Origin of the sequence: Chordicoccus furentiruminis, assembly GCF_019355395.1 — a bacterium.
Taxonomy (GTDB): Bacteria; Bacillota; Clostridia; order Lachnospirales; family Lachnospiraceae; genus Chordicoccus; species Chordicoccus furentiruminis.
In genome coordinates, this window is record NZ_CP048829.1 from 1529178 (window position 1) to 1549184 (window position 20007).

Here is a 20007-nt window from a genome sequence, read left to right on the forward strand (position 1 = left end):
CAAGAGAACAAAGAACGCCATCGCTTATCAGGCATTGGTTCGGATCGCGGCGATGTACAAGATTGAAGATACTCTCCGGGATCTTTCAGCAGAGGAACGGATCAGGGAGCGGCAGAAGTCAATTGCCCCGCTTGTTGATGAGTTTTTCATGTGGGTAAAGAAATGCGTCAGTGATACCACAGTCCTTCCGCGTGGAAAAACGGCTGAGGGCCTGAACTACTGCATCGACAAGGAGAAATATCTCCGCGTCTTCCTGACAAACGGGTATGTCCCGATGGACAACTCGGCCTCGGAACGTGCCATCCGGCCGTTTACGATCGGAAGGAAGAACTGGGTCATCATTGATTCCATACGTGGAGCCCAGGCCAGTGCGGTTATCTATTCAATTGTAGAGACTGCGAAGCTCAATAAACTCAACGTCTTCTGCTATCTGGAACACCTCCTGACTGAGCTGCCAAAGCTCGCCGATGAAAAAGGAGATATCGGCACATCAAAGCTTGAACCATTGTTACCATGGTCAGATCAGCTTCCCGAAAAGTGTCACAAACCGCGCCGCTGATGAAAGTCAGCGGCATTTCTTTCGTCCAGGGCGAATGGTTTGACGTTTACCGATGAAGTATAAGAGGAAGAAAGATAAAGACTTCTGGCAGATGGCACGGGCATATCTTCATGATTTTATGCCTGCGGTACGCAACCAGTCGGACAAGTCTGTTGCAGCTTATAAACAGTCCCTGAATTCCTATCTATTATTTTTGGAAAGTGAGAAAAGATTAAGGGAAGATCAGGTGACATTTGAGGCATTCAACCGAAGTAATGTTAAGGACTTTGTTGAATGGCTCCGCGAAAAAAAGTACGCCGCCGATTGTAAAATGAAGTTGGACATCTGAATAAAATAAAGATCCATGGCAGGATCTTTGGTAGAATGTAAGTCACCACAACAAACTTTCTACAGGAGAATCGCCACCATGGACTACTCTCATTCTACCACAACTTCCCATATAAAAGGCAAACATCTTTCGTATGAGGAACGGGTTCTTATTCAGATTCGTCTTAAAGACCACTACTCCATCCGGGCAATTGCCCGTGAGATCGGCTGCTCACCGAGCACTGTCTCGAACGAAATAGCACGTGGTTCAGTTGCCTTGTATAACGGCCACGTGACCCGTTATAAGGCGTCTGCCGGTCAGAAAGCCTATGAGGACAACCGGAAGAACAGTTGCCGGCATTATGACTTCCTGAGCAGATCAGCGTTTCTTAAGTATGTGCTTAAACACTTTACAGAAGATGGCTGGTCATTGGACGCCTGCGCCGGACGCGCTGTTCTCGATGGTGAATTTACCAGAGAGCAGATCGTCTGCACAAAAACGCTTTACCGTTATGTTGATCTTGGCCTCTTTGGCATCAGGAACCATAACCTTCCTGAAAAGCTGAAGCGTAAATCCAGGAAACATAGATCTCGGATCAACAAGAAAAAGCTGGGCCGCAGCATTGAGGAACGTCCCAGAGAAATCGAATCCCGTGAGGAATTCGGGCACTGGGAATGTGACCTCGTATTGGGCGCCAAGACCCGGGATGACCAGGCCCTGCTCACTCTTGCTGAACGCAAAAGCCGTGAGCTCCTGATGCTTCCTATTGCAGACAAGACATCAGCGTGTGTCATGAAGGCAATCAAACAACTTCAGAAGACTTACAGCGAACACTTCGGCGAAGTGTTCAAAACGATCACGACCGATAACGGTTCGGAATTCGCCGACCTTTCAGAACTTGAGAAGATGGCTGATACACTTGTCTACTATGCCCATCCCTACACATCCTGCGATAAGGGAACCGTAGAGCGGCATAACGGCCTGATCAGAAGGTTCATACCAAAGGGTAAGCGGATTGATGACTTTACCGGCCAGCAGATCTCCGATGTGGAGACCTGGTGTAACTGTCTCCCGAGGAAGATCCTGGGTTACAGAACCCCGGATGAAATCTTCGAGGAGGAAATCGACCGAATCTACCAGGCTACTGCCTAGCAGAGGGTGTCCAACTTGTTATTGCAATTTACGCATCATATTTTTTGCGTTCTTCAGCGGACTTCATATTATAGCCTGTTAAGAAGTTCGCTGCTTTCCCGTTTGATCTGTAAAACAAGAACCCAATCAAAAAGAAAATGGCAGCCATTGCCAGGTCCAGGATTATGCAGGATTCCTTTAACGACATATTCATTTACCCCTGCTTCTCCATTCACTTACACTGACTATGTATCATGTACCACGCTCGTGATCACTGCTCTTGCAATCTCTCAAAGCTTGAGGTCGCAATTTGCGGCCTCAAGCGATTTCGTCTACAAGTCAAACATACCATAAAGCGCCCAGGGGGAGAATGAATACTTCTCACTTTGCCTTTTCTCAAAGAGAAGGATCTATCCGTCATCAACCATCTGAACTGTTTTCCAAACCTTCGCCATCTTCTTCCAAATTGCCGTCATCCTCCAGTTCTTTCAGATAGTCTTCCTCTTCGCCCTCCTGATAATCCGCGTCCGGATCCGGCCGGCTATCCTTCTTATTTTTCTTTCCGATCTTCTTATACACGTAGGCACCAATGGCCGCAAAGCCTGTCAAAACAAGCAGTACCAGCGTTCCAACCGGAACCGATGGCGTCTTCTTCTCCATCCGGTACAGCGCGCCCGCCGCTTCCTGATAGCGAAGAAACTTTTTACGCAGCTTCTTCACCTCTTCCCGGACTTCTCTTGGCCTTGTAATGTCCTGATACTCCTGTTCCATACGTTCCCTCCTTGTGGATTTGTGTGCAGATGCCCGAATAATAAGCATCTGCGTCATCGGACTGCTATTCAAACAGGGATGAAAGGCTTTTCAGCCTCTTTTCCTGCTGTCTGCACGCAAAAAGGCACCCCCTCTCAGAGTGATTCTGAAAAGGAGTGCCTTGAAGGTTTTTGGAACTGGGATGTGTGTCAGGTTTTCCGCCCGTGATTTTCCCCGGATCAATATAGCTTTGCGCCGGCCGGGATGTGGTTGTCCACCATCAGAAGATGGAGCTCTTCCTCGCCGTTTCTCTCGTTCACCGCGGACAGGAGCATGCCGCAGGAGTCGATCCCCATCATGGCTCTCGGCGGGAGATTCGTGATGGCGATCAGGGTCTTTCCGACCAGTTCTTCCGGCTCGTAATAGGCGTGAATACCGCTTAATATCACGCGATCCGTGCCCGTACCGTCATCCAGAACGAACTTTAAGAGCTTCTTACTCTTCGGAACAGCCGAGCATTCCTTGACCTTCACCGCCCGGAAATCAGACTTGCTGAAGGTGTCGAAATCCACGAAATCCTGGAACAGCGGCTCGATCTTTACACCGGTAAAATCGATCTTTTCGTTCGGGGTAAAGAACCCGGATGCTTCAGAAACAGCCTCGGAACTCTTCTCTTCGCCGGCTTTTCCGCCCTCTTGTGCTTCATTGTTTTCAGACTTGAGGGTCTTCATTGTCGGGAAGAGCAGCACGTCGCGAATTGTCTCCGCTCCGGTCAGCAGCATGCACATCCGGTCGATGCCGTAGCCGATGCCGCCCGTCGGAGGCATGCCGATCTCCAGCGCGTTGAGGAAGTCCTCGTCAGTGTGATTAGCCTCCTCGTCACCCTGAGCCAGCAGCTCCTCCTGCGCGCGGAAGCGCTCCCGCTGATCGATCGGATCGTTCAGCTCGGAGTAGGCGTTACACATCTCCCAGCCGTTGACATACATCTCGAAACGGAGTACCTTGCCCGGATGCTCCGGATCCTTCTTGGTGAGCGGGGAAATTTCGATCGGGTGTCCGGTGATGAAGGTCGGCTGAATCAGATGCTCCTCCACGAACGCGTCGAAGAACAGATTCAGGATATCGCCGACCGCGTGGCGGTCCTCATACTCCACGTTGTGCGCTCTGGCAGCTGCACGCGCTTCCTCCACCGTGTGAATCTGATCGAAGTCAACGCCGCTGTACTGCTTCACCGCCTCTGTCATCGTCATTCTCGCGAACGGCTTTCCAAGGTCGATCTCATTTCCCTTGTAGACAATCTTCGTCGTGCCGTTGACCTCCTGGCAGACATGACGGTACATGTCCTCCGTCAGATCCATCATGCCGTTATAATCGGTGTAGGCCTGATAGAGTTCCATCAGCGTGAACTCCGGATTGTGCTTCATGTCGAGGCCTTCGTTCCGGAAAACGCGGCCGATCTCATAAACCCGCTCAAGACCGCCGACGATCAGGCGCTTCAGATACAGCTCCAGCGAGATCCGGAGCTTCTTGTCCTCATCCAGCGCGTTGAAGTGGGTGACGAACGGACGCGCCGCCGCGCCGCCGGCGTTGTCCACCAGCATCGGCGTCTCCACCTCGATGAAATCCCGGGCGTCCAGATAACGGCGGATCGAAGCGATAATCTTCGACCTCTTGATGAACACCGTCCTGACCTCCGGATTCATGATCAGGTCCACATAGCGCTGACGGTAGCGGATATCCGTATCCGTCAGGCCGTGAAACTTCTCCGGAAGAATCTGCAGCGATTTCGAAAGCAATGTGACGGAAGCGGCGTGAACGGAAATCTCGCCCATCTTCGTCGTGAAGACGCGGCCTTTCACGCCGACAAGGTCGCCGACATCCAGGTGCTTGAATTTCGCGTACGCCTCGTCTCCCAGGTCGTCGCGGGAGACATAGATCTGAATCTGGCCGTCACGGTCCTGCACATGTCCGAAGCTGGCCTTGCCCATCACACGCTTCGACATCAGGCGGCCCGCGATGGAAACCTCCTGATTCTCGTAGTCGGCATAGTGTTCCTTAATCTGCCGGCTGTGCGCGTTCTGGTCATAGGTCACGATTTCGTAGGGATTCTCCCCCGCGTCAATCAGCGTCTGCAGCTTCTCGCGGCGCACTTTGCGCAGCTGATTCAGATCCTGGGGTTTGCTGTCCTGCATTCTTCCCGGCATTCTCTTCCGTCCTTCCTCGTCTGCTTCTGTCAGCTTCTTGTAATCTCCAGAATCTTATAGGAATCGGTGTCGTCGCCGACCTCGACCTGAACCACATCGCCGACCTTCTGGCCGATCAGCGCGTGTCCCACCGGCGATTCATTGGAAATTTTGCCCTGCAGCGGGCTCGCCTCCGTCGAACCGACGATGCTGAACCAGTTCTCCTCATTATACGTCATATCGAGGATCCGGACACGACAGCCGATATTGACCTTATCCGTGCCGCCTTCCTCCTCATCGACGACCTCCGCGTTCTTCAGAATGCCCTCGATTTCCTCGATCCGGGCCTGGATATCGCGCTGCTCGTCCTTCGCTGCGTCGTACTCCGCGTTCTCCGAAAGATCGCCCTGCTCGCGGGCTTCTCCGATTTTTTTGGAGATCTCCTGCATTTTATTGACCTTGAGATCGTTCAGCTCATCCTCAAGCTTCTTCAGCCCGGCGCGGGTGAGAATATTTTTCTTCGAAGACAATGTTTCTTCCGCCATGCATGTACCTCCCTGGCACGCGGGCGCATCTTTGACGCCCTGATCTGTATATACCAAAAAATCGCGTGACGAACTGTGTCTTCGTCACGCCGTGCAATCAATTACCCTATTATACGCATCCGATGCGTCCTTGTCAAGAAACCTGCAGCCGCCGTTCCGGGCCGTCACGGACGCATCCGAAGCAAACTCTTCCGGCCGGATCACACGGGCGCATGCACCCGTCTCTCCGCGCTGTCTGCCCAGTCGTCGAGGATCTGTTTCAGCTCCGCGAATGAGGCCGCCTGATTGATCCGCGCGCGCACCTTCGCCGAATCCGGGAAGCCGGAGGTGTACCAGGCGATATGCTTCCGCATCTGGCAGATCCCCATGTAGTCACCCTTCGCCTCCAGCTGCATCCGGGCGTGCCGCAGCATCATCGCGTATACGTCCCGGACAGCAGGCTCCGGACCGCCGGTCAGAATCCGCCGGAAGAGCCACGGATTGCCCCGCGCGGCCCGGGCGATCATGACATAATCACAGCCGGTTTCCCGCTGCATCGCACGGGCGGCCTCCGGGGAATCCACGTCGCCGTTCCCGATCACCGGAATCGACACAGCCTCCTTCACCCGCCGGATCACGGACCAGTCCGCCTTTCCGGCGTAGTACTGCTCTCTGGTGCGGCCGTGCACCGCCACGGCGGCCGCACCGGCCGCTTCGCACCGCTTCGCGAGCTCCGGCGCGTTGACCGTATCGGCGGTGAAGCCGGCTCTCATCTTGACCGTCACCGGCCGGCTGCTGACCCGGACAAGGGCACGGACGATGGCTTCGGCCCGCGCCGGATCCCGCATCAGCGCGGAGCCTTCTCCGTTGTTGACGATCTTGGGTACCGGGCATCCCATATTGATATCCAGAAGGTCGAAGGGCTCATCCGCCAGCGCTTCCGCCGCATAGGCCATCGTCTCCGGATCCGCTCCGAAGAGCTGCATGGAAACCGGGTGCTCGTCACCGTGAATATCCAGCAGTTCCCTTGTCTTACGGTTGCCGTGCCGCACCGCGTTCGCGCTGACCATCTCCGTCGCGACCAGCGCCGCGCCCATCTCATGACAGATCCGGCGGAACGGGCTGTCCGTCACGCCGGCCATCGGACCGAGCAGAAGGCGGTTCTGCAGCATCACATTCCCGATCCGTCCTGGTCGGGCGAGTGCATTCTCATCGGAACCAGCGGTTTCTCCACGCGCCATCGGGTTATTCGGTTCCATCCGGTTCCTCCGGCGCCGCAAGACCGAGCTGCTCCGGCGTCATATGAAGAATGAAGATACGGTAGTAAAGGGCAAGGCTCTGCATCAGCTCCGTCTCCTCGGTCTGCATTTTCTCAATCGCGATCTTCGAGGCGAGCTCGCTGAACTCCGTGTCGCTCTGCGCGGTTCGGACCGTAAAGTGAGGCGTCCCGTCAAATCCGAAATCAATCGTGAAAATGCCGCCTACATCCTCCGTAAACCCGATGCAGAGCTTCTTCAGCGCCTGTTTCACGTCATCGGGCAGCCGGTCGAACTGCGGATTGAAAAAATATTTATGATTGTAGTGGCTTGCGCCGCATAGTGTAATTTCTGCCATCAGATATACCCGTACAATCCGCGGACGGAGACCTCACCGGCGGTCACACACCGTATCCCGCCATCCGCGCGGCGGACCAGAAGACCGCCTCCTTTGTCGATGCCGAGGGAAACGGCCGTGTAGGGCGCGCGCGGATCCTCGATCCGCACCTCCCGGCCCCGGCTCACCAGCAGATCGTCATACGCGTTGCTGAGACCGCTCAGATCGGCCGTCCGCCTGTAAATCCTGTCATTCTCATAAAAATGCGCAAGGGCCGACGCGACCACCGCCGCCCGTGAAACAGGGCAGCCGCCGTTCTCGATGCGAAGGGAAGTGGCGACCTCGGCGATACCCGGATCAAAGGACGCGTTATTCACATTGATTCCCGTGCCGATGATCACATAATCCAGCCTGTCCCCGTCCGCCAGCGCCTCCGTGAGAATTCCGCAGATTTTCCGGTGGCTGATCACAATATCGTTCGGCCATTTGATTCCGGCGGGAAGGCCGCAGACTTCCCGCACAGCCTGCGCGACGGACAGACCCATCACCAGCGTGAGCGACGGCGCGTGCGACGGCGCGAAATCCGGTCTCAGAAGAAAAGAGAAGTAAGCCGCTTCTCCTCCCGGGCTGACCCATGTTCTTCCGCTGCGTCCGCGCCCCGCCGTCTGCTGTTCCGCTACGGCCAGAAAGCCTTCCGGCGCGCCTTCGGCATAGTGCCGTTTGCATTCCTCATTCGTGGAGTCCACCGTCTCATAGAAATGCATCCGATAGAACCGGTCCGTTCCGTCCGACCGGAGCCGTTCCTCCAGTTCGCGCCCCCAGTCCGAATCTGCCGTCTTCATGGCTGCCAGCCCAGCGTCGCCGCCATCACAGCCTTGATCGTATGCATCCGGTTCTCCGCCTCGTCAAATACCACGGACTGCTTCGACTCAAAAACCTCATCGGTGACTTCCATCTCGGTGATGCCGTACTTCTCCGCGATCGTCCGGCCGATCTTCGTCCCGAGATCGTGGAAGGAGGGAAGGCAGTGCAGGAAGATGGCGCCGTCGGCTGCATTTCTCATGCAGTCCATGGTGACACGGTACGGCGTGAGGTCGTGAATCCGCTGCGACCAGACCTCATCCGGCTCGCCCATCGACACCCAGACGTCCGTGCAGAGCACATCCGCGTCCTTTGTGCCGGCGTTCACATCCTCCGTCAGCGTGACGGACCCGCCGCTCTCCTGCGCCCATTCCTCACACTGCGCCACAAGCGCGGCGTCCGGGAAGTAGGCCTTCGGCGCGCAGGCGGTGAAATGCATGCCAAGCTTCGAGCAGACGACCATGTAGGAATTGCCCATATTGTAGCGCGCATCGCCCAGATAGGTAAGGCGGACGCCCTTCAGCCGTCCGAGATGCTCGCGGATCGTCAGCATATCGGCCAGCATCTGCGTCGGATGGAACTCATTGGTAAGGCCGTTCCAGACCGGCACGCCGGCGTTCTTTGCCAGTTCCTCGACGACGGACTGGCCGAAGCCGCGGTACTCGATCCCCTCGAACATCCTTCCCAGCACCCGCGCGGTGTCCTCGATGCTCTCCTTCTTCCCGATCTGGGAGCCGGTCGGGTCAAGATAGGTCGTCCCCATCCCCAGATCATGGGCCGCCACCTCAAAGGCGCAGCGGGTCCGGGTGCTGGTCTTCTCGAAGATCAGCGCCACATTCCGGCCTTTAAGCGAATCGACGCTCTCATGATGCTTCTTTCTGTCCTTCAGAAACGAGGCGAGATCCAGAAGATTCACGATCTCCTTCGCCGTAAAATCCTTCAGTGTCAGAAAATCCCTTCCGCGCAAACTGTCCAGTATCTGCATGTCTTTTCTCTCCTTACAGCCGTCTCTGTCTCTGTGCCTCATACATCAGGATACCCGCGGCCATCGCCGCGTTCAGCGATTCGACCCGGCCCATCATCGGGATGCGGATCAGCGTACCGGCTGCCCTCGCTGTCTCATCCGTGATGCCGTTTCCTTCATTGCCGATGATAAATGCACTCCCTGACCGGTAGGAGCAGTCCGTGTAGCTCCGGACGCCGTGAAGATGCGCCGCGTAGGACGCGATTCCCCGCTCCGAAAGCTCCCGGAGGAATGACACCGCGTCCGGCTCGTAGAAATGCGGAACCCGGTAGATTGATCCCATCGTGGCCCTCGTGGTTTTAGGGCTGTAGAGATCCACCGACCCTTCCGTCAGAAAGACGGCCGTCACGCCGGCCGCCTCCGCCGTGCGGAGGATGGTGCCCGCGTTGCCCGGATCCTGCAGGTTCTCCAGCAGGAGAATCAGCGGACAGGCCCGGGCGAACACCTGCTCCCGGTCGAAGGTCTGCTGTCGCAGCACCGTCAGAATCCCCTGCGGCGTCCGCGTATCCGAAAGAGAGGCGAACCGCCCATCGTCGATATCGCTCATCACGTCCGCTCCCGGCGGAATCTTTTCAAGATACTCCGGATGGAGCTCTGCAAAGGAGCGGGACATGAGCACTGCCTCGATGGCGCCGCACGGCGCCTCCAGAAACAGCTTTCTTCCTTCCGCGACAAAAAGGCCCTGCGTATCGCGGGCCTTCTTGTTCTTCAGCAGAAATTTGATATCCTTGATTGAAAGCATTCGTCTCCGTCCCGGCAGCGCCTCTTACAGAGACTCGTCCCGTATGACCTTCTTCTGCGTTTCCTTCTGGTAGCCGCCGGACATCGCCAGTGCGATCTCGTACTCATACTCATCGATGCCCTTCGTCATCGCGAGCGCCTCATCGATGTCGAAGTCCTGGAACTTTCCGTTCTTGTAGCCGACCACACGCTCGGTCTTGCCTGCGATCAGAAGGTCCACGGCCATGCTTCCCATAATCGTCGCATAGACCCGGTCCTTCGCCGTCGGGCTGCCGCCGCGCTGCATGTGGCCGAGGATCGTCGCCCTCGTCTCGATACCGGTCGCCGCCTCAATCCGTCTCGCCATCGAGGCGGAGTGGCCCACGCCTTCCGCGTTGACAATAATATGATGTTTCTTGCCGCGCCGTCTGGAATCGATAATGTTGTCAATGATCTTCTGCTCGTCGTAATCGTACTTCTCGGGAAGAAGGATGTCCTCCGCACCGTTGGCGATGCCGCACCAGAGGGCAAGATAACCTGCATTTCTCCCCATGACCTCGATGATCGAGCACCGCTCGTGGGAGGTCGACGTATCGCGGACCTTGTCGATGGCTTCCATCGCCGTGTTGACGGACGTGTCGAAGCCGATGGTGTATTCCGTGCAGGAGATGTCTAGATCGATCGTTCCGGGAAGCCCGACGACGTTGATGCCCTGATGGGCCAGCGTCTGGGCGCCGCGGTAAGATCCGTCGCCGCCGATGACGACCAGTCCGTCGATTCCGAACTTCCGGCAGGTTTCCGCTGCCTTCTTCTGGCCTTCCGGCGTGCGCATCTCCGCGCATCGTGCGGTGTAGAGGATCGTCCCGCCGCGCTGAATCGTATCGGAAACGTCCTGCGCGTGCATTTCTTTGACATCCTCTTCCATCAGGCCGTCATAACCGCGGTAGATGCCGTAGACTTTCAGACCCTTGCCGAGGGCGCGCCGAACCACTGCGCGGATCGCCGCGTTCATGCCGGGCGCGTCACCACCGCTGGTCAGGACGCCGATCGTCGTTACCTTCTTCTTCTCTTCTGCCATCTCAAAGCCTCCTGCATCTATGGCGAGACAAATATACTTTCGTCGCTCAAACCAACCTCATTTTATGACACGATACCTCATTTTTCAATAATAAAAGCTTCATCGCCGCGCGGACACCCGCACGGTCACGCTGTCCGCGCCGAAGAGGGCGGCGCATGCCTCCTTTGCCTCCGGTGTCACCGTGATGCCGCCGGGAAGACGCCGGAACCGCTTCGTGTCGCGAAGGTAGATGAGCACGGCGTCCCGTCCGTCCGATTCCCCGAGCAGTTCCTGAAGCTCCGTCTCCTTCGCCTGATACGTCTTCAGATCGGGAAAGGCGATCCACAGCTCCCGCGTCACCTCGCTGAACGGCGTCATGCGCTCACAGATCAGCTTGCTCGCCTTGTCGTCCTCCGCCGAGACGCGGCCTTCGACGAAAACCTTGTTATCCTCCTCCAGGAGAGGCCGGTACTGCTCATAAACCTTCGGGAAAACCAGCACCTCCACCGATCCGACCAGATCCTCGACGGTGATGAAGGCCATCACCTGATTGTTCTTCGTGTACTTGATCGTTTTCGAGACAATCATGCCGCCGATGGTCCGTCGGGCGTCCCCTGGAACCCGGGATGCGCCGGTCTCCTCATCCAGCGCGAAGTCGGCGGACGTCGCGTCGATGCGGCTCTTCCAGATGTCCTCGTAATCCTCCAGCGGATGACCGCTCAGATAGACGCCGAGCACCTCTTTTTCAAAGGCGAGCTTCGTCTCCCGGGAATATTCGCCCACGTCCGGCAGCGTGATCTCAAAGGCTTTCTTGTCCTCCGGCTGCATCAGATCAAAAAGCGACATCTGGCCGCTGATCATCTCCTTGCTCTCGTAGGATGCCTGATCCAGCAGCATCGGGCTGACCTGCATCATCTGCTTTCTCGTGCCGCCGAAGCAGTCCAGCGCGCCTCCCTTGATCAGATTCTCGAGTGCCCGCCGGTTCATCTCACGCCCGTATGTCCGCGCGATGAAGTCACGGATGGATCGGTACGGGCCGTTCGCCCGTTCCGCCACAATGTGATCGATGAGGCTCCTCCCCACCGATTTGATCGCGTACATGCCGCAGCGGATCGACCCGTTCTCGGTCGTGAAGCGTCCCTCCCCTGAATTGACGGACGGAGGAAGGATCGGGATCCCCACTGAGCGGCAGTGGAGAAGGTACTCGGCGCATTTGTCCGGATGGTCGATTACGGAGGTCATCAGCGCCGCCATGTACTCCACCGGATAATAGCATTTCAGATAAGCCGTCTGGAACGAGACCACCGCATAGCAGGCCGCGTGGGATTTGTTGAACGCGTACTTCGCAAAATCCGTCATCTCGTCGAAGATGTGGCTCGCCACCGTCTCCGGAATCCCGTTGGCAATGCAGCCCGGCACGCCGGCCTCCTTGTTGCCGTAAATGAAGTTCCGGCGTTCCTCCGCCATCACCTTCTCTTTCTTCTTCGACATCGCGCGGCGCACCAGATCCGACCGCCCCATGCTGTAGCCGGCGAGATCACGCACGATCTGCATGACCTGCTCCTGATAGACGATGCATCCGTAGGTGGGCTTCAGGATCGGCTCCATCTTCGGCGTGTCAAACCGCACCGTCTCCGGGTGCTCCTTGCCCTTAATGTAGCGGGGAATGAAGTCCATCGGTCCCGGCCGGTAAAGCGCGATACCCGCGATGATATCCTCAAAGGCCGACGGCTTCAGCTCCTTCATGAACGACTTCATGCCGCTGCTCTCAAGCTGGAACACGCCTTCGCAGCGTCCCCGGCCGATCATCTCCATCACCTTCGGATCGTTATAATCGATGGCGTCAAGATCGATGTCATGGCCGGCCGCGCGGACCAGACGGACGGCGTCCTGAATCACCGTCAGTGTCCGGAGTCCGAGAAAGTCCATCTTGAGAAGCCCCAGCTCCTCCAGTGTCGTCATCGTGTACTGCGTCGTGATGGAGCCGTCCTGCGCCCTTGACAGCGGCACATAATCCACCACCGGCCGGCCGCAGATGACGACCCCGGCCGCGTGCATGGAAGTATTCCGCGGAAGGCCCTCCAGCCTTCTCGACATATCAATCAGATAATGCACCTGCTGGTCCGAGTCGTAGAGCTGTCTCAGCTCCGGGTTCATCTTCAGCGCCTTATCCAGCGTGATGCCCAGCTCCTTCGGAATCATCTTGGAGATCCGGTCGCATTCGCTGTAAGGAAGATCCAGCGCACGGCCCACATCACGGATGACGCCGCGCGCCGCCATCGTGCCGAAGGTGACGATCTGAACCACGCGGTCCCGTCCGTACTTGGAAACCACGTAGTCGATGACCTCCTGTCTGCGCTCGAATCCGAAGTCCACGTCGATATCCGGCATCGACACCCGTTCCGGATTGAGGAAGCGCTCGAAGATCAGGCTGTAGCGGATCGGGTCAAGCTCGGTGATGTCAAGCGCGTAGGAGACAAGGGAACCGGCCGCGGATCCACGGCCCGGACCGACCATGATGTCATGGGCCTTGGCGAAGTGCACATAGTCCCATACGATCAGGAAATAGTCCACGAAGCCCATGCTGTGGATCGTATCGAGCTCATAGGTCAGACGCTCCGCCAGCTCCGGGCGGGACGTGCGGTAGTCCGCCCCGTAGTGGCGCCGCATGCCTTCCTCACAGAGGCGGTTGAGATACGTCCAGGAGGTAAAGCCTTCCGGCACATCATAGGCGGGGATTTTCCTCTCTCCGAACACGATTTCGACGCGGCACCGGTCCGCGATCCGCTGCGTATTCTCAAGGGCTTCCGGGATATAGCCGAAAAGTGCGCGCATCTCGTCCTCAGACTTCACGTAGTACTGTCCGCCCTCGTAGCGCATCCGGTCCTCGTCGGTCACCTTCTTCTGTGTCTGAATGCAGAGGAGGATGTCATGAGATTCGGCGTCCTCGGCCCGGGTATAATGAACGTCGTTCGTGCAGACCAGCGGGATGCCGGTTTCCTCGTGCATCCGGAGCAGCATCTGATTGACGTGCTTTTGCTCCGGGATGCCGTGATCCTGCAGCTCAAGATAATAATTTCCATCTCCGAACAGGTCCCGGTACTCCAGTGCAGCCTTCTTCGCGCCCTCATAGTCACCCATGGTAATATGGCGGGGAACCTCGCCGGCAAGACAGGCGGACAGGGCGATAAGTCCCTCGTGATAGCGGGACAGCAGTTCCTTGTCGACTCTCGGGCGATAGTAGAAGCCTTCGGTGAAGCCGGCGGACACGATATGCATCAGGTTCTCGTAGCCGCGGTTGTTTTCAGCGAGAAGGACCAGGTGATAGTAGCGGTCGTCCGATGCGGCGTAATCCCGGTCAAAACGACTCCCCGGAGATACATAGACCTCGCACCCGAGGATCGGCCGGATCCCCTGTGCGAGGGCCTCTTTGTAAAAATCAATGCAGCCGTACATGACGCCGTGATCCGTGATGGCCGCGGCGGTCTGACCCAGCTCTTTGACCCGGGACACATATTCCCGGATCTTGTTGGATCCGTCCAGCAGCGAATATTCCGTATGAACATGAAGATGAACGAAGGCCATCGGTCTTCAGTCCTTTCTGGTCGAGACAAACTGACAGATGATCCCGATTACGCCGAGGATGAGTCCTGTTCCCAGCCGGACCAGCGTCTCGGTCTGGGCGTTCCAGCGGACCTGAATCAGATAGCTGAAGATCTGATCCGCGAAAAGAAGGCCGCCCATCAGTCCTGTGGTCACGATGATCACCGGTTTCAGGAAGATGACGGCGAGAATCGCGAAGATCAGTCCCGCGGCCAGCGCGATCACGAAACCGATCAGTTCATCCAGCTGCACATAGTTCAGCAGAAGAGAGGAAACCACGCTGCTCGTGACAAAAAAAACCGCGACGAAAACGCTGAGCCTGAAGAGGAAAAAGTTCAGAACCGCAAAGACCACACCGACGAGAATCGGCATGATCACAGGAAGCGGCGAGCTGAACTGGAACTCTCCGGTCAAAACATAGCCGACCAGAAGGCCGATGAAAAATCCCACCGCTGTCGTGATCGCCTTCACGGACCGGTAGCCGGCAAAGCAGTACAGCAGCCCGAAAAGCGCGGTGAGAATGACCACCACCGTGCCGGCTCCCTGAATCGCGGGCTCGGACACTTCGAAGAACCGGGCCAGCTCATTGATGACATCGATCATGTAATTCTCCCTCCTTCATTTCAGAAGCGCTTCCGCGAAGAGCCCGAAGACGCGCTTCCTCCGGCCGCTCCGGCGCCCGGCTCAGGGGCCGGATTCTCTTTCTCCTGACGTTTCCCGGTCAGACGAATCTTCCCGTCTCCCAGCGTGATCATCCGCTCCCGGTACAGTCCGCCGACCGCCCGCTTGAACGCGGCCTTTGACAGCCCGAACACGTCCCGGATCATCTCCGGGTCCGCACGGTCGTCAAAGGGAAGAACTCCCTGATAGCGGTCCCGGATCGTTTCCAGCACCGCGCCGCCGTCGGTGCGCATCTGAAGATACGCCTTCTCATGCGGCGAAAGATCCAGTTTTCCATCCGGTCTGACCTTCGTCACGCGGAGCGTAAGACTCTGGCCGATCGAGTAATGCCCCTGCGCCTCCTGCTTCGGGATCAGTCCTGCGTAGAGGTCGTCCACGGCCACGAATACGCCGTAGTCATCCGTGATTTCGTAGACATACCCTTCCACGCTGTCTCCTTCATGATAGGACGAATCGCTCCGGAGGTAGGGATAGATCTTCATGGTGGCCGCCAGACGTCCGCTCTTGTCAAGATAAAGCGCCGCCAGCACCTGCTCACCGGGTTTCACCCGTCGCGTCTGCTCCTGAAACGGAAGGAACAGATCCTTCTCCAGTCCCCAGTTCAGGAAGGCTCCGATACCGGTCGTCTGGGCCACGCGCAGCCGCGCCACCTGATGAAGTGTCAGCGCGGGAGCCGCCGTGGTGGCGATCAGACGGTCGGAGGAATCCCGGTAGACGAAGACACGCAGCTTATCCCCCGCTTCCGTTCCTTCCGGAACCTGCTTCTTCGGCAGCAGCACTCTCTCCATACGGTCCGCGTCTTCCTTCTCGCCGAGATAGACGCCCTGTTCCTTGAGAGAAACGACGGTAAGCTCCTGATAGATTCCGATTTCGATCATAGATTCTTTCTGCCGGCTGAGCGCCCGGCCCGCTGTCCGATGGTTCCGCGGCTGCCTGCCGGCTTCTCCGGGAGGGAGCGTCCGGCGGCTGCATGTCCCGCATCATATCGGTTTCATCATATCATAAACTCACAGATTGCGCACGGTGTTCCTTCGCTGTCCGCAAGCGAGACATAGAAGGCGTCCGGTGTCCGCCAGGTCAGCGGCCGGACGAGATCCCCCAGCCGCATCTGCCGCGCGTACTCCACCCGCAGCTCGCGGACATGAAAACCGGCAGGAAGAAAGCCCAGCGCCATATCGATGTACTGCAGATTGTTGACATGCTGGTTCGTATCAAGGTTCGTCCGCACGACATGGAAGGATTCGCACTCGACCGGCTCCTCCTCCGGCAGTGCGATCTTCCGCGGCGCACTGAGTCCCTCCGGCTTCGCCTCCATTCCGTAGCCTTCCACCTGCTCCGCCGGCACTCTGAGCAGTTTCCGCTCAGCCAGATCGTACCATGCCCAGCGGGTATTGGCTTCCGCCAGAAGCTGTCCGTCCGCCGCGTACATCGCGAAGGCCCTGTCCCCTTCGCAGATATGGAAACGGTATGTCCAGGTGCGCGTCGTCACCGCATCTCCGAACTTCGGATAACGGTGCACCACGATCTGCCAGGACAGAATGATCCAGCCCTGATGGCTGATCATCCACTGCAGCGGTCCGCATCCGATCGCCTCGGAATGAAAGACGCAGCAGTCCTGCATACGCGCCGCGATGGCGGAAAGCCTCATATTGCCGTTCTGCCCGATTTCCGAGTACCGGACACGGGATGTAAACTCGTACATATCCACCTCTTCGTAAAGGATCCGGCGGAGAACGCCGCTCCCCCCTTCTGCCGTGAACCGGGCCGCCGCAAACCGCGGCCCGGTTCACGGCTCAAAAAAAATGTCCACAGAACCTTACTCAGGTCATTCTGTGGACATTTGCGCTGGGCTAGGAGGATTCGAACCTTCAAATGACGGAGTCAGAGTCCGTTGCCTTACCATTTGGCGATAGCCCAATATTGCGACGCAAATCAGTGTACCGCAGTGCGCCGCAGAATGCAAGTATTTTTTAAATTTTTCTCGATTTACTCAAATTCAGCTGACGCCCGCCGACATCTCCTCAAGGAGATTCTTCTTGATCGCGTACAGACGGTCCGAGAGATCGACATAGACATTGTGCGGATTGACCAGCCGTTTCGTCTCGTCCCACAGCGTATCCTGCTCCTGCCTGCACCGTTCACGGAGCTCCATTGTCGTCGCCGTATCGTCATAGACGCAGGTGCCGTGGTCAAACACCGGCTTCAGAATTTCGCGGAGCCGGAACGTGCCCGCCCTGACCTTCGTCTTCTTCCACGGTTCCATCGGGTCAAACAGGCGGATATCCTGATCCTCGGTGAAGACTTCATCGTTGAGACAGATCAGATCGGCGCGGACCTTGCCGGTTTCACGGTCATAGATCCGGTAAATCTTCTTATTGCCCGGATTCGTGATCTTCTCCGAGTTCTCGGAAAGCTTGATCTTCGGTGTGAAGTCCTGATCTCCGCTGTTCCGGATGGCGGCGAGCTTGTAGACGCCGCCGAAGGCCGGCCATCCCTTCGAGGTGATGAGGCTGGTTCCGACGCCCCAGGAATTGATCTTCGCGCCCTGCTCCTTGAGCGAATTGATCAGATACTCATCCAGATCGGAGGAAGCGCAGATCGTCGCATCTCCGAATCCGGCCGTATCCAGCATCTCATAGGCCTTCTTCGAGAGATAGGCGAGGTCTCCGGAATCGATCCGGATTCCGTAGTGCTTCAGCGGAATCCCTTCCTCGCGCATCTCGCGGAAGACGCGGATCGCGTTCGGCACGCCGGACTCCAGCACATTGTAGGTATCGACGAGTAAAATGCAGTTGCCGGGATACAGCTTCGCATAGGCCCGGAACGCTTCGTACTCCGTCGGGAAGCTCATGATCCAGCTGTGAGCATGCGTTCCCAGCACCGGGACGCCGAACATCTCGCCGGTCAGCACCACCGATGTGCCCGCGCATCCGCCGATCACCGCCGCCCGGGCGCCGTAGATGCCCGCGTCCGGTCCCTGCGCGCGGCGCAGTCCGAACTCCATCACACCGTCGCCCTTCGCCGCATGGCAGACACGCGAAGCCTTCGTCGCGATCAGCGACTCATGGTTCAGCATATTGAGCACCGCCGGCTCGATCAGCTGCGCCTCCATGATCGGTGCGATCACCTTCAGCATCGGCTCCCGCGGGAACATCACGGTTCCCTCCGGAATCGCCCAGATGCTGCCGGTAAAATGAAAGCCGGCCAGGTATTCCAGAAAATCATCCTCAAAAAGACCAAGGCTCTTCAGGTATTGAATATCTTCATAAGAGAAATGCAGTCCTTTGACATATTCGATGACCTCGTTGAGTCCGCAGCTGATCGCGTAGCCTCCGCCGTACGGGTTTTCTCTGTAGAACGCGTCGAAGACGACGGTCTGATCCGTCGGATTCTTGAAATAGCCCTGCATCATCGTAAGCTCATACAGGTCGGTCATAAGCGTCAGATTGGTTGCTCGCATGGTTCCCTCCCGGAACTGTGTTCCCTGTCGGTCTGCCGGCAGATCCCGTTTTTCAAAGGCCGCCGGCTTTCTTCTCCGCCTGCAGCCTGTTCTGCTCCGCCGGCTTCATACCGATCCGGCGGAGACGGCCGCGGATTGCCCCGCGCCGATGAAACTTTCTTCATATTAACACCGGGCGAAAGAGGTGGCAACGTCTTTTGACCCTGGAAAAAGCGGCATGCGGAGAAGCCGGACGGAGTCTCCGGACTTTTCCGGACAGGTGAGGATTGCGGCATGCAGGGCCAGTATCCAGCGAAAAACGCGTCCATACGCGGATGATGATTGACTAACTCCGCCAGAGACCGCTATAAATGAAACCATGATGATCGATACCATGCTCCGGCATTTCGTGAAAGACGATCCCGGACAGAACAGCTTTATTTACCGCTATCACGTGAACCGATTCGCCAGCATCGTCGGCATTCTGTGCAATGTGATGCTGTTCGCGGTCAAATTCCTCACCGGTCTGGCAGTCCGCTCCATCTCCATCACGGCGGACTCCTTCAACAACCTGTCGGACGCGTCGTCCAACATCATCTCGCTGATCGGCGCGAAACTGGCGAGCCGGCCGGCGGACCGGGAGCATCCCTTCGGGCACGGCCGCTACGAATATCTCGCCGCTCTGATCGTCGCCATCGTGATCATCGAAGTCGGCATCAGCATCTTCCGCGACTCCCTCGGAAAAATCCGCCATCCGGAGGTCACGGCCTTCTCATGGGCGGCCGTCGTCCTCCTCGTGCTCTCTGTGCTGATCAAGCTCTGGATGGCGCATTTCTACCGGACTGTGGGCCGGAAGATCGATTCGACGCTGCTGACCGCCACCGCCGCCGATTCGAGAAACGACGTGCTGGTCACTTCCGCCACCATCGCGGTTCTGCTCATCGAGCACTTCGTCCCCGTGCATATCGACGGCTGGGCCGGCCTTGCCGTCTCACTCTTCGTCATCTGGTCCGGCTTCGGCATCGCGAAGGATACCATGCTGCCTCTGATCGGCGAACGGGAGGATCCGGATCTGGCGGGCCGGATCCGGAAAATTGTTCTTCGCCAGAAGGGAATCATCGGCGTGCACGACCTGATTATTCACAACTACGGGCCGGACCGGAATATGGCCCAGATCCACGCCGAGGTCCCCGCTTCCATGAGCCTTGAGGAAGCCCATACCATCGCCGATCAGGCGGAACGGGACGTGCGGGACCGGCTCGGCGTGCAGACGACGATTCATATCGATCCGGTCGAAACCGACGACGCGCGGACCAAAACGGCCCGGGGCCAGCTGAAAAGCGTGCTCCGCTCGCTGGATTCACGGCTTACATTTCACGATTTCCGTATTGTGATGGGAAATTACCACATCAACCTTGTCTTCGACCTCGTGGTCCCGTACGAATACAGCGATGAACAGCGTGAGCAGCTCGTCTATGAGGTTCAGTCCCGGATGCGCGCGGCAAGCCCCCGCTATCACTGCCATATCCACTGTGAGACCGCGTTCTGAGCATGCTCTGACCCGGGCGCTGCGCG

Annotated in this window: 19 protein-coding genes and 1 tRNA gene; 4 read left to right on the plus strand and 16 right to left on the minus strand. The window is 57.5% G+C overall.

Features of this window, described 5'->3' with window-relative positions; genetic code table 11:
• Window positions 1-52 precede the first annotated feature (52 nt).
• From G4C92_RS07195 to G4C92_RS07205, 3 genes are all read left to right on the plus strand, one after another.
• The gene (locus G4C92_RS07195; RefSeq protein WP_274941882.1) at window positions 53-559 is read left to right on the plus strand and encodes an IS66 family transposase; all 507 of its coding nucleotides are present in this window, start codon (window positions 53-55) and stop codon (window positions 557-559) included.
• A gap of 52 nt (window positions 560-611) precedes the next feature.
• Window positions 612-887 (plus strand): site-specific integrase, encoded by a 276-nt coding sequence (locus G4C92_RS07200; RefSeq protein WP_274941883.1) that lies wholly within the window; start codon window positions 612-614, stop codon window positions 885-887.
• Window positions 888-965: 78 nt separating this feature from the next.
• Window positions 966-2018: an IS30 family transposase gene (locus G4C92_RS07205; protein ID WP_274941884.1), complete on the plus strand. Its 1053-nt coding sequence runs from the start codon at window positions 966-968 to the stop codon at window positions 2016-2018.
• Window positions 2019-2046: 28 nt separating this feature from the next.
• On the opposite strand, the gene G4C92_RS15095 is transcribed toward G4C92_RS07205, so the two are convergent.
• The 16 genes from G4C92_RS15095 to G4C92_RS07285 form a co-directional block, all read right to left on the minus strand.
• Window positions 2047-2211, minus strand: coding sequence for a DUF3784 domain-containing protein (locus tag G4C92_RS15095; protein WP_334299939.1), 165 nt, complete (start codon window positions 2209-2211; stop codon window positions 2047-2049).
• Between the two features lie 206 nt (window positions 2212-2417).
• Window positions 2418-2768, minus strand: a complete 351-nt coding sequence (locus G4C92_RS07215; RefSeq protein WP_274941885.1) for a hypothetical protein — start codon at window positions 2766-2768, stop codon at window positions 2418-2420.
• Window positions 2769-2986: 218 nt separating this feature from the next.
• Entirely contained in the window at window positions 2987-4951 is a 1965-nt protein-coding gene (gene lysS / locus G4C92_RS07220; protein ID WP_274941886.1) for a lysine--tRNA ligase, read from the minus strand.
• Between the two features lie 29 nt (window positions 4952-4980).
• Window positions 4981-5475, minus strand: a complete 495-nt coding sequence (gene greA / locus G4C92_RS07225; RefSeq protein ID WP_274941887.1) for a transcription elongation factor GreA — start codon at window positions 5473-5475, stop codon at window positions 4981-4983.
• Between the two features lie 200 nt (window positions 5476-5675).
• On the minus strand, window positions 5676-6695 hold the full coding sequence (gene dusB / locus G4C92_RS07230; RefSeq protein WP_274941975.1) for a tRNA dihydrouridine synthase DusB: 1020 nt from the start codon (window positions 6693-6695) through the stop codon (window positions 5676-5678).
• Between the two features lie 4 nt (window positions 6696-6699).
• Window positions 6700-7068: a DUF6145 family protein gene (locus tag G4C92_RS07235; RefSeq protein ID WP_274941888.1), complete on the minus strand. Its 369-nt coding sequence runs from the start codon at window positions 7066-7068 to the stop codon at window positions 6700-6702.
• On the minus strand, window positions 7068-7889 hold the full coding sequence (locus G4C92_RS07240; RefSeq protein ID WP_274941889.1) for a biotin--[acetyl-CoA-carboxylase] ligase: 822 nt from the start codon (window positions 7887-7889) through the stop codon (window positions 7068-7070). The genes G4C92_RS07235 and G4C92_RS07240 overlap by 1 nt, the downstream gene beginning before the upstream one ends.
• Window positions 7886-8893 carry an ornithine carbamoyltransferase gene (gene argF, locus G4C92_RS07245; RefSeq protein ID WP_274941890.1) on the minus strand — a complete coding sequence of 336 codons (1008 nt, stop codon included), beginning with the start codon at window positions 8891-8893 and terminating at the stop codon, window positions 7886-7888. The genes G4C92_RS07240 and argF overlap by 4 nt, the downstream gene beginning before the upstream one ends.
• Window positions 8894-8906: 13 nt before the next feature.
• Window positions 8907-9674, minus strand: coding sequence for a TrmH family RNA methyltransferase (locus G4C92_RS07250; RefSeq protein WP_274941891.1), 768 nt, complete (start codon window positions 9672-9674; stop codon window positions 8907-8909).
• A gap of 24 nt (window positions 9675-9698) precedes the next feature.
• The gene (gene pfkA, locus G4C92_RS07255; RefSeq protein ID WP_274941892.1) at window positions 9699-10730 is read right to left on the minus strand and encodes a 6-phosphofructokinase; all 1032 of its coding nucleotides are present in this window, start codon (window positions 10728-10730) and stop codon (window positions 9699-9701) included.
• A 99-nt stretch (window positions 10731-10829) separates the two neighbouring features.
• Window positions 10830-14294 carry a DNA polymerase III subunit alpha gene (locus G4C92_RS07260; RefSeq protein ID WP_274941893.1) on the minus strand — a complete coding sequence of 1155 codons (3465 nt, stop codon included), beginning with the start codon at window positions 14292-14294 and terminating at the stop codon, window positions 10830-10832.
• A 6-nt stretch (window positions 14295-14300) separates the two neighbouring features.
• Window positions 14301-14915: a TM7S3/TM198-like domain-containing protein gene (locus tag G4C92_RS07265; RefSeq protein ID WP_274941894.1), complete on the minus strand. Its 615-nt coding sequence runs from the start codon at window positions 14913-14915 to the stop codon at window positions 14301-14303.
• 20 nt (window positions 14916-14935) lie between these two features.
• The gene (locus tag G4C92_RS07270) at window positions 14936-15871 is read right to left on the minus strand and encodes a CvfB family protein (RefSeq protein ID WP_274941895.1); all 936 of its coding nucleotides are present in this window, start codon (window positions 15869-15871) and stop codon (window positions 14936-14938) included.
• A gap of 116 nt (window positions 15872-15987) precedes the next feature.
• The gene (locus tag G4C92_RS07275; protein WP_274941896.1) at window positions 15988-16695 is read right to left on the minus strand and encodes an acyl-[acyl-carrier-protein] thioesterase; all 708 of its coding nucleotides are present in this window, start codon (window positions 16693-16695) and stop codon (window positions 15988-15990) included.
• 143 nt (window positions 16696-16838) lie between these two features.
• A tRNA-Gln gene (locus tag G4C92_RS07280) sits at window positions 16839-16910 on the minus strand.
• Window positions 16911-16989: 79 nt separating this feature from the next.
• Window positions 16990-18453, minus strand: coding sequence for a nicotinate phosphoribosyltransferase (locus G4C92_RS07285; protein WP_274941897.1), 1464 nt, complete (start codon window positions 18451-18453; stop codon window positions 16990-16992).
• Window positions 18454-18814: 361 nt separating this feature from the next.
• Here G4C92_RS07285 and G4C92_RS07290 point away from each other — a divergent pair, with 361 nt between their 5' ends.
• On the plus strand, window positions 18815-19981 hold the full coding sequence (locus G4C92_RS07290; protein ID WP_274941898.1) for a cation diffusion facilitator family transporter: 1167 nt from the start codon (window positions 18815-18817) through the stop codon (window positions 19979-19981).
• Window positions 19982-20007: the final 26 nt, after the last annotated feature.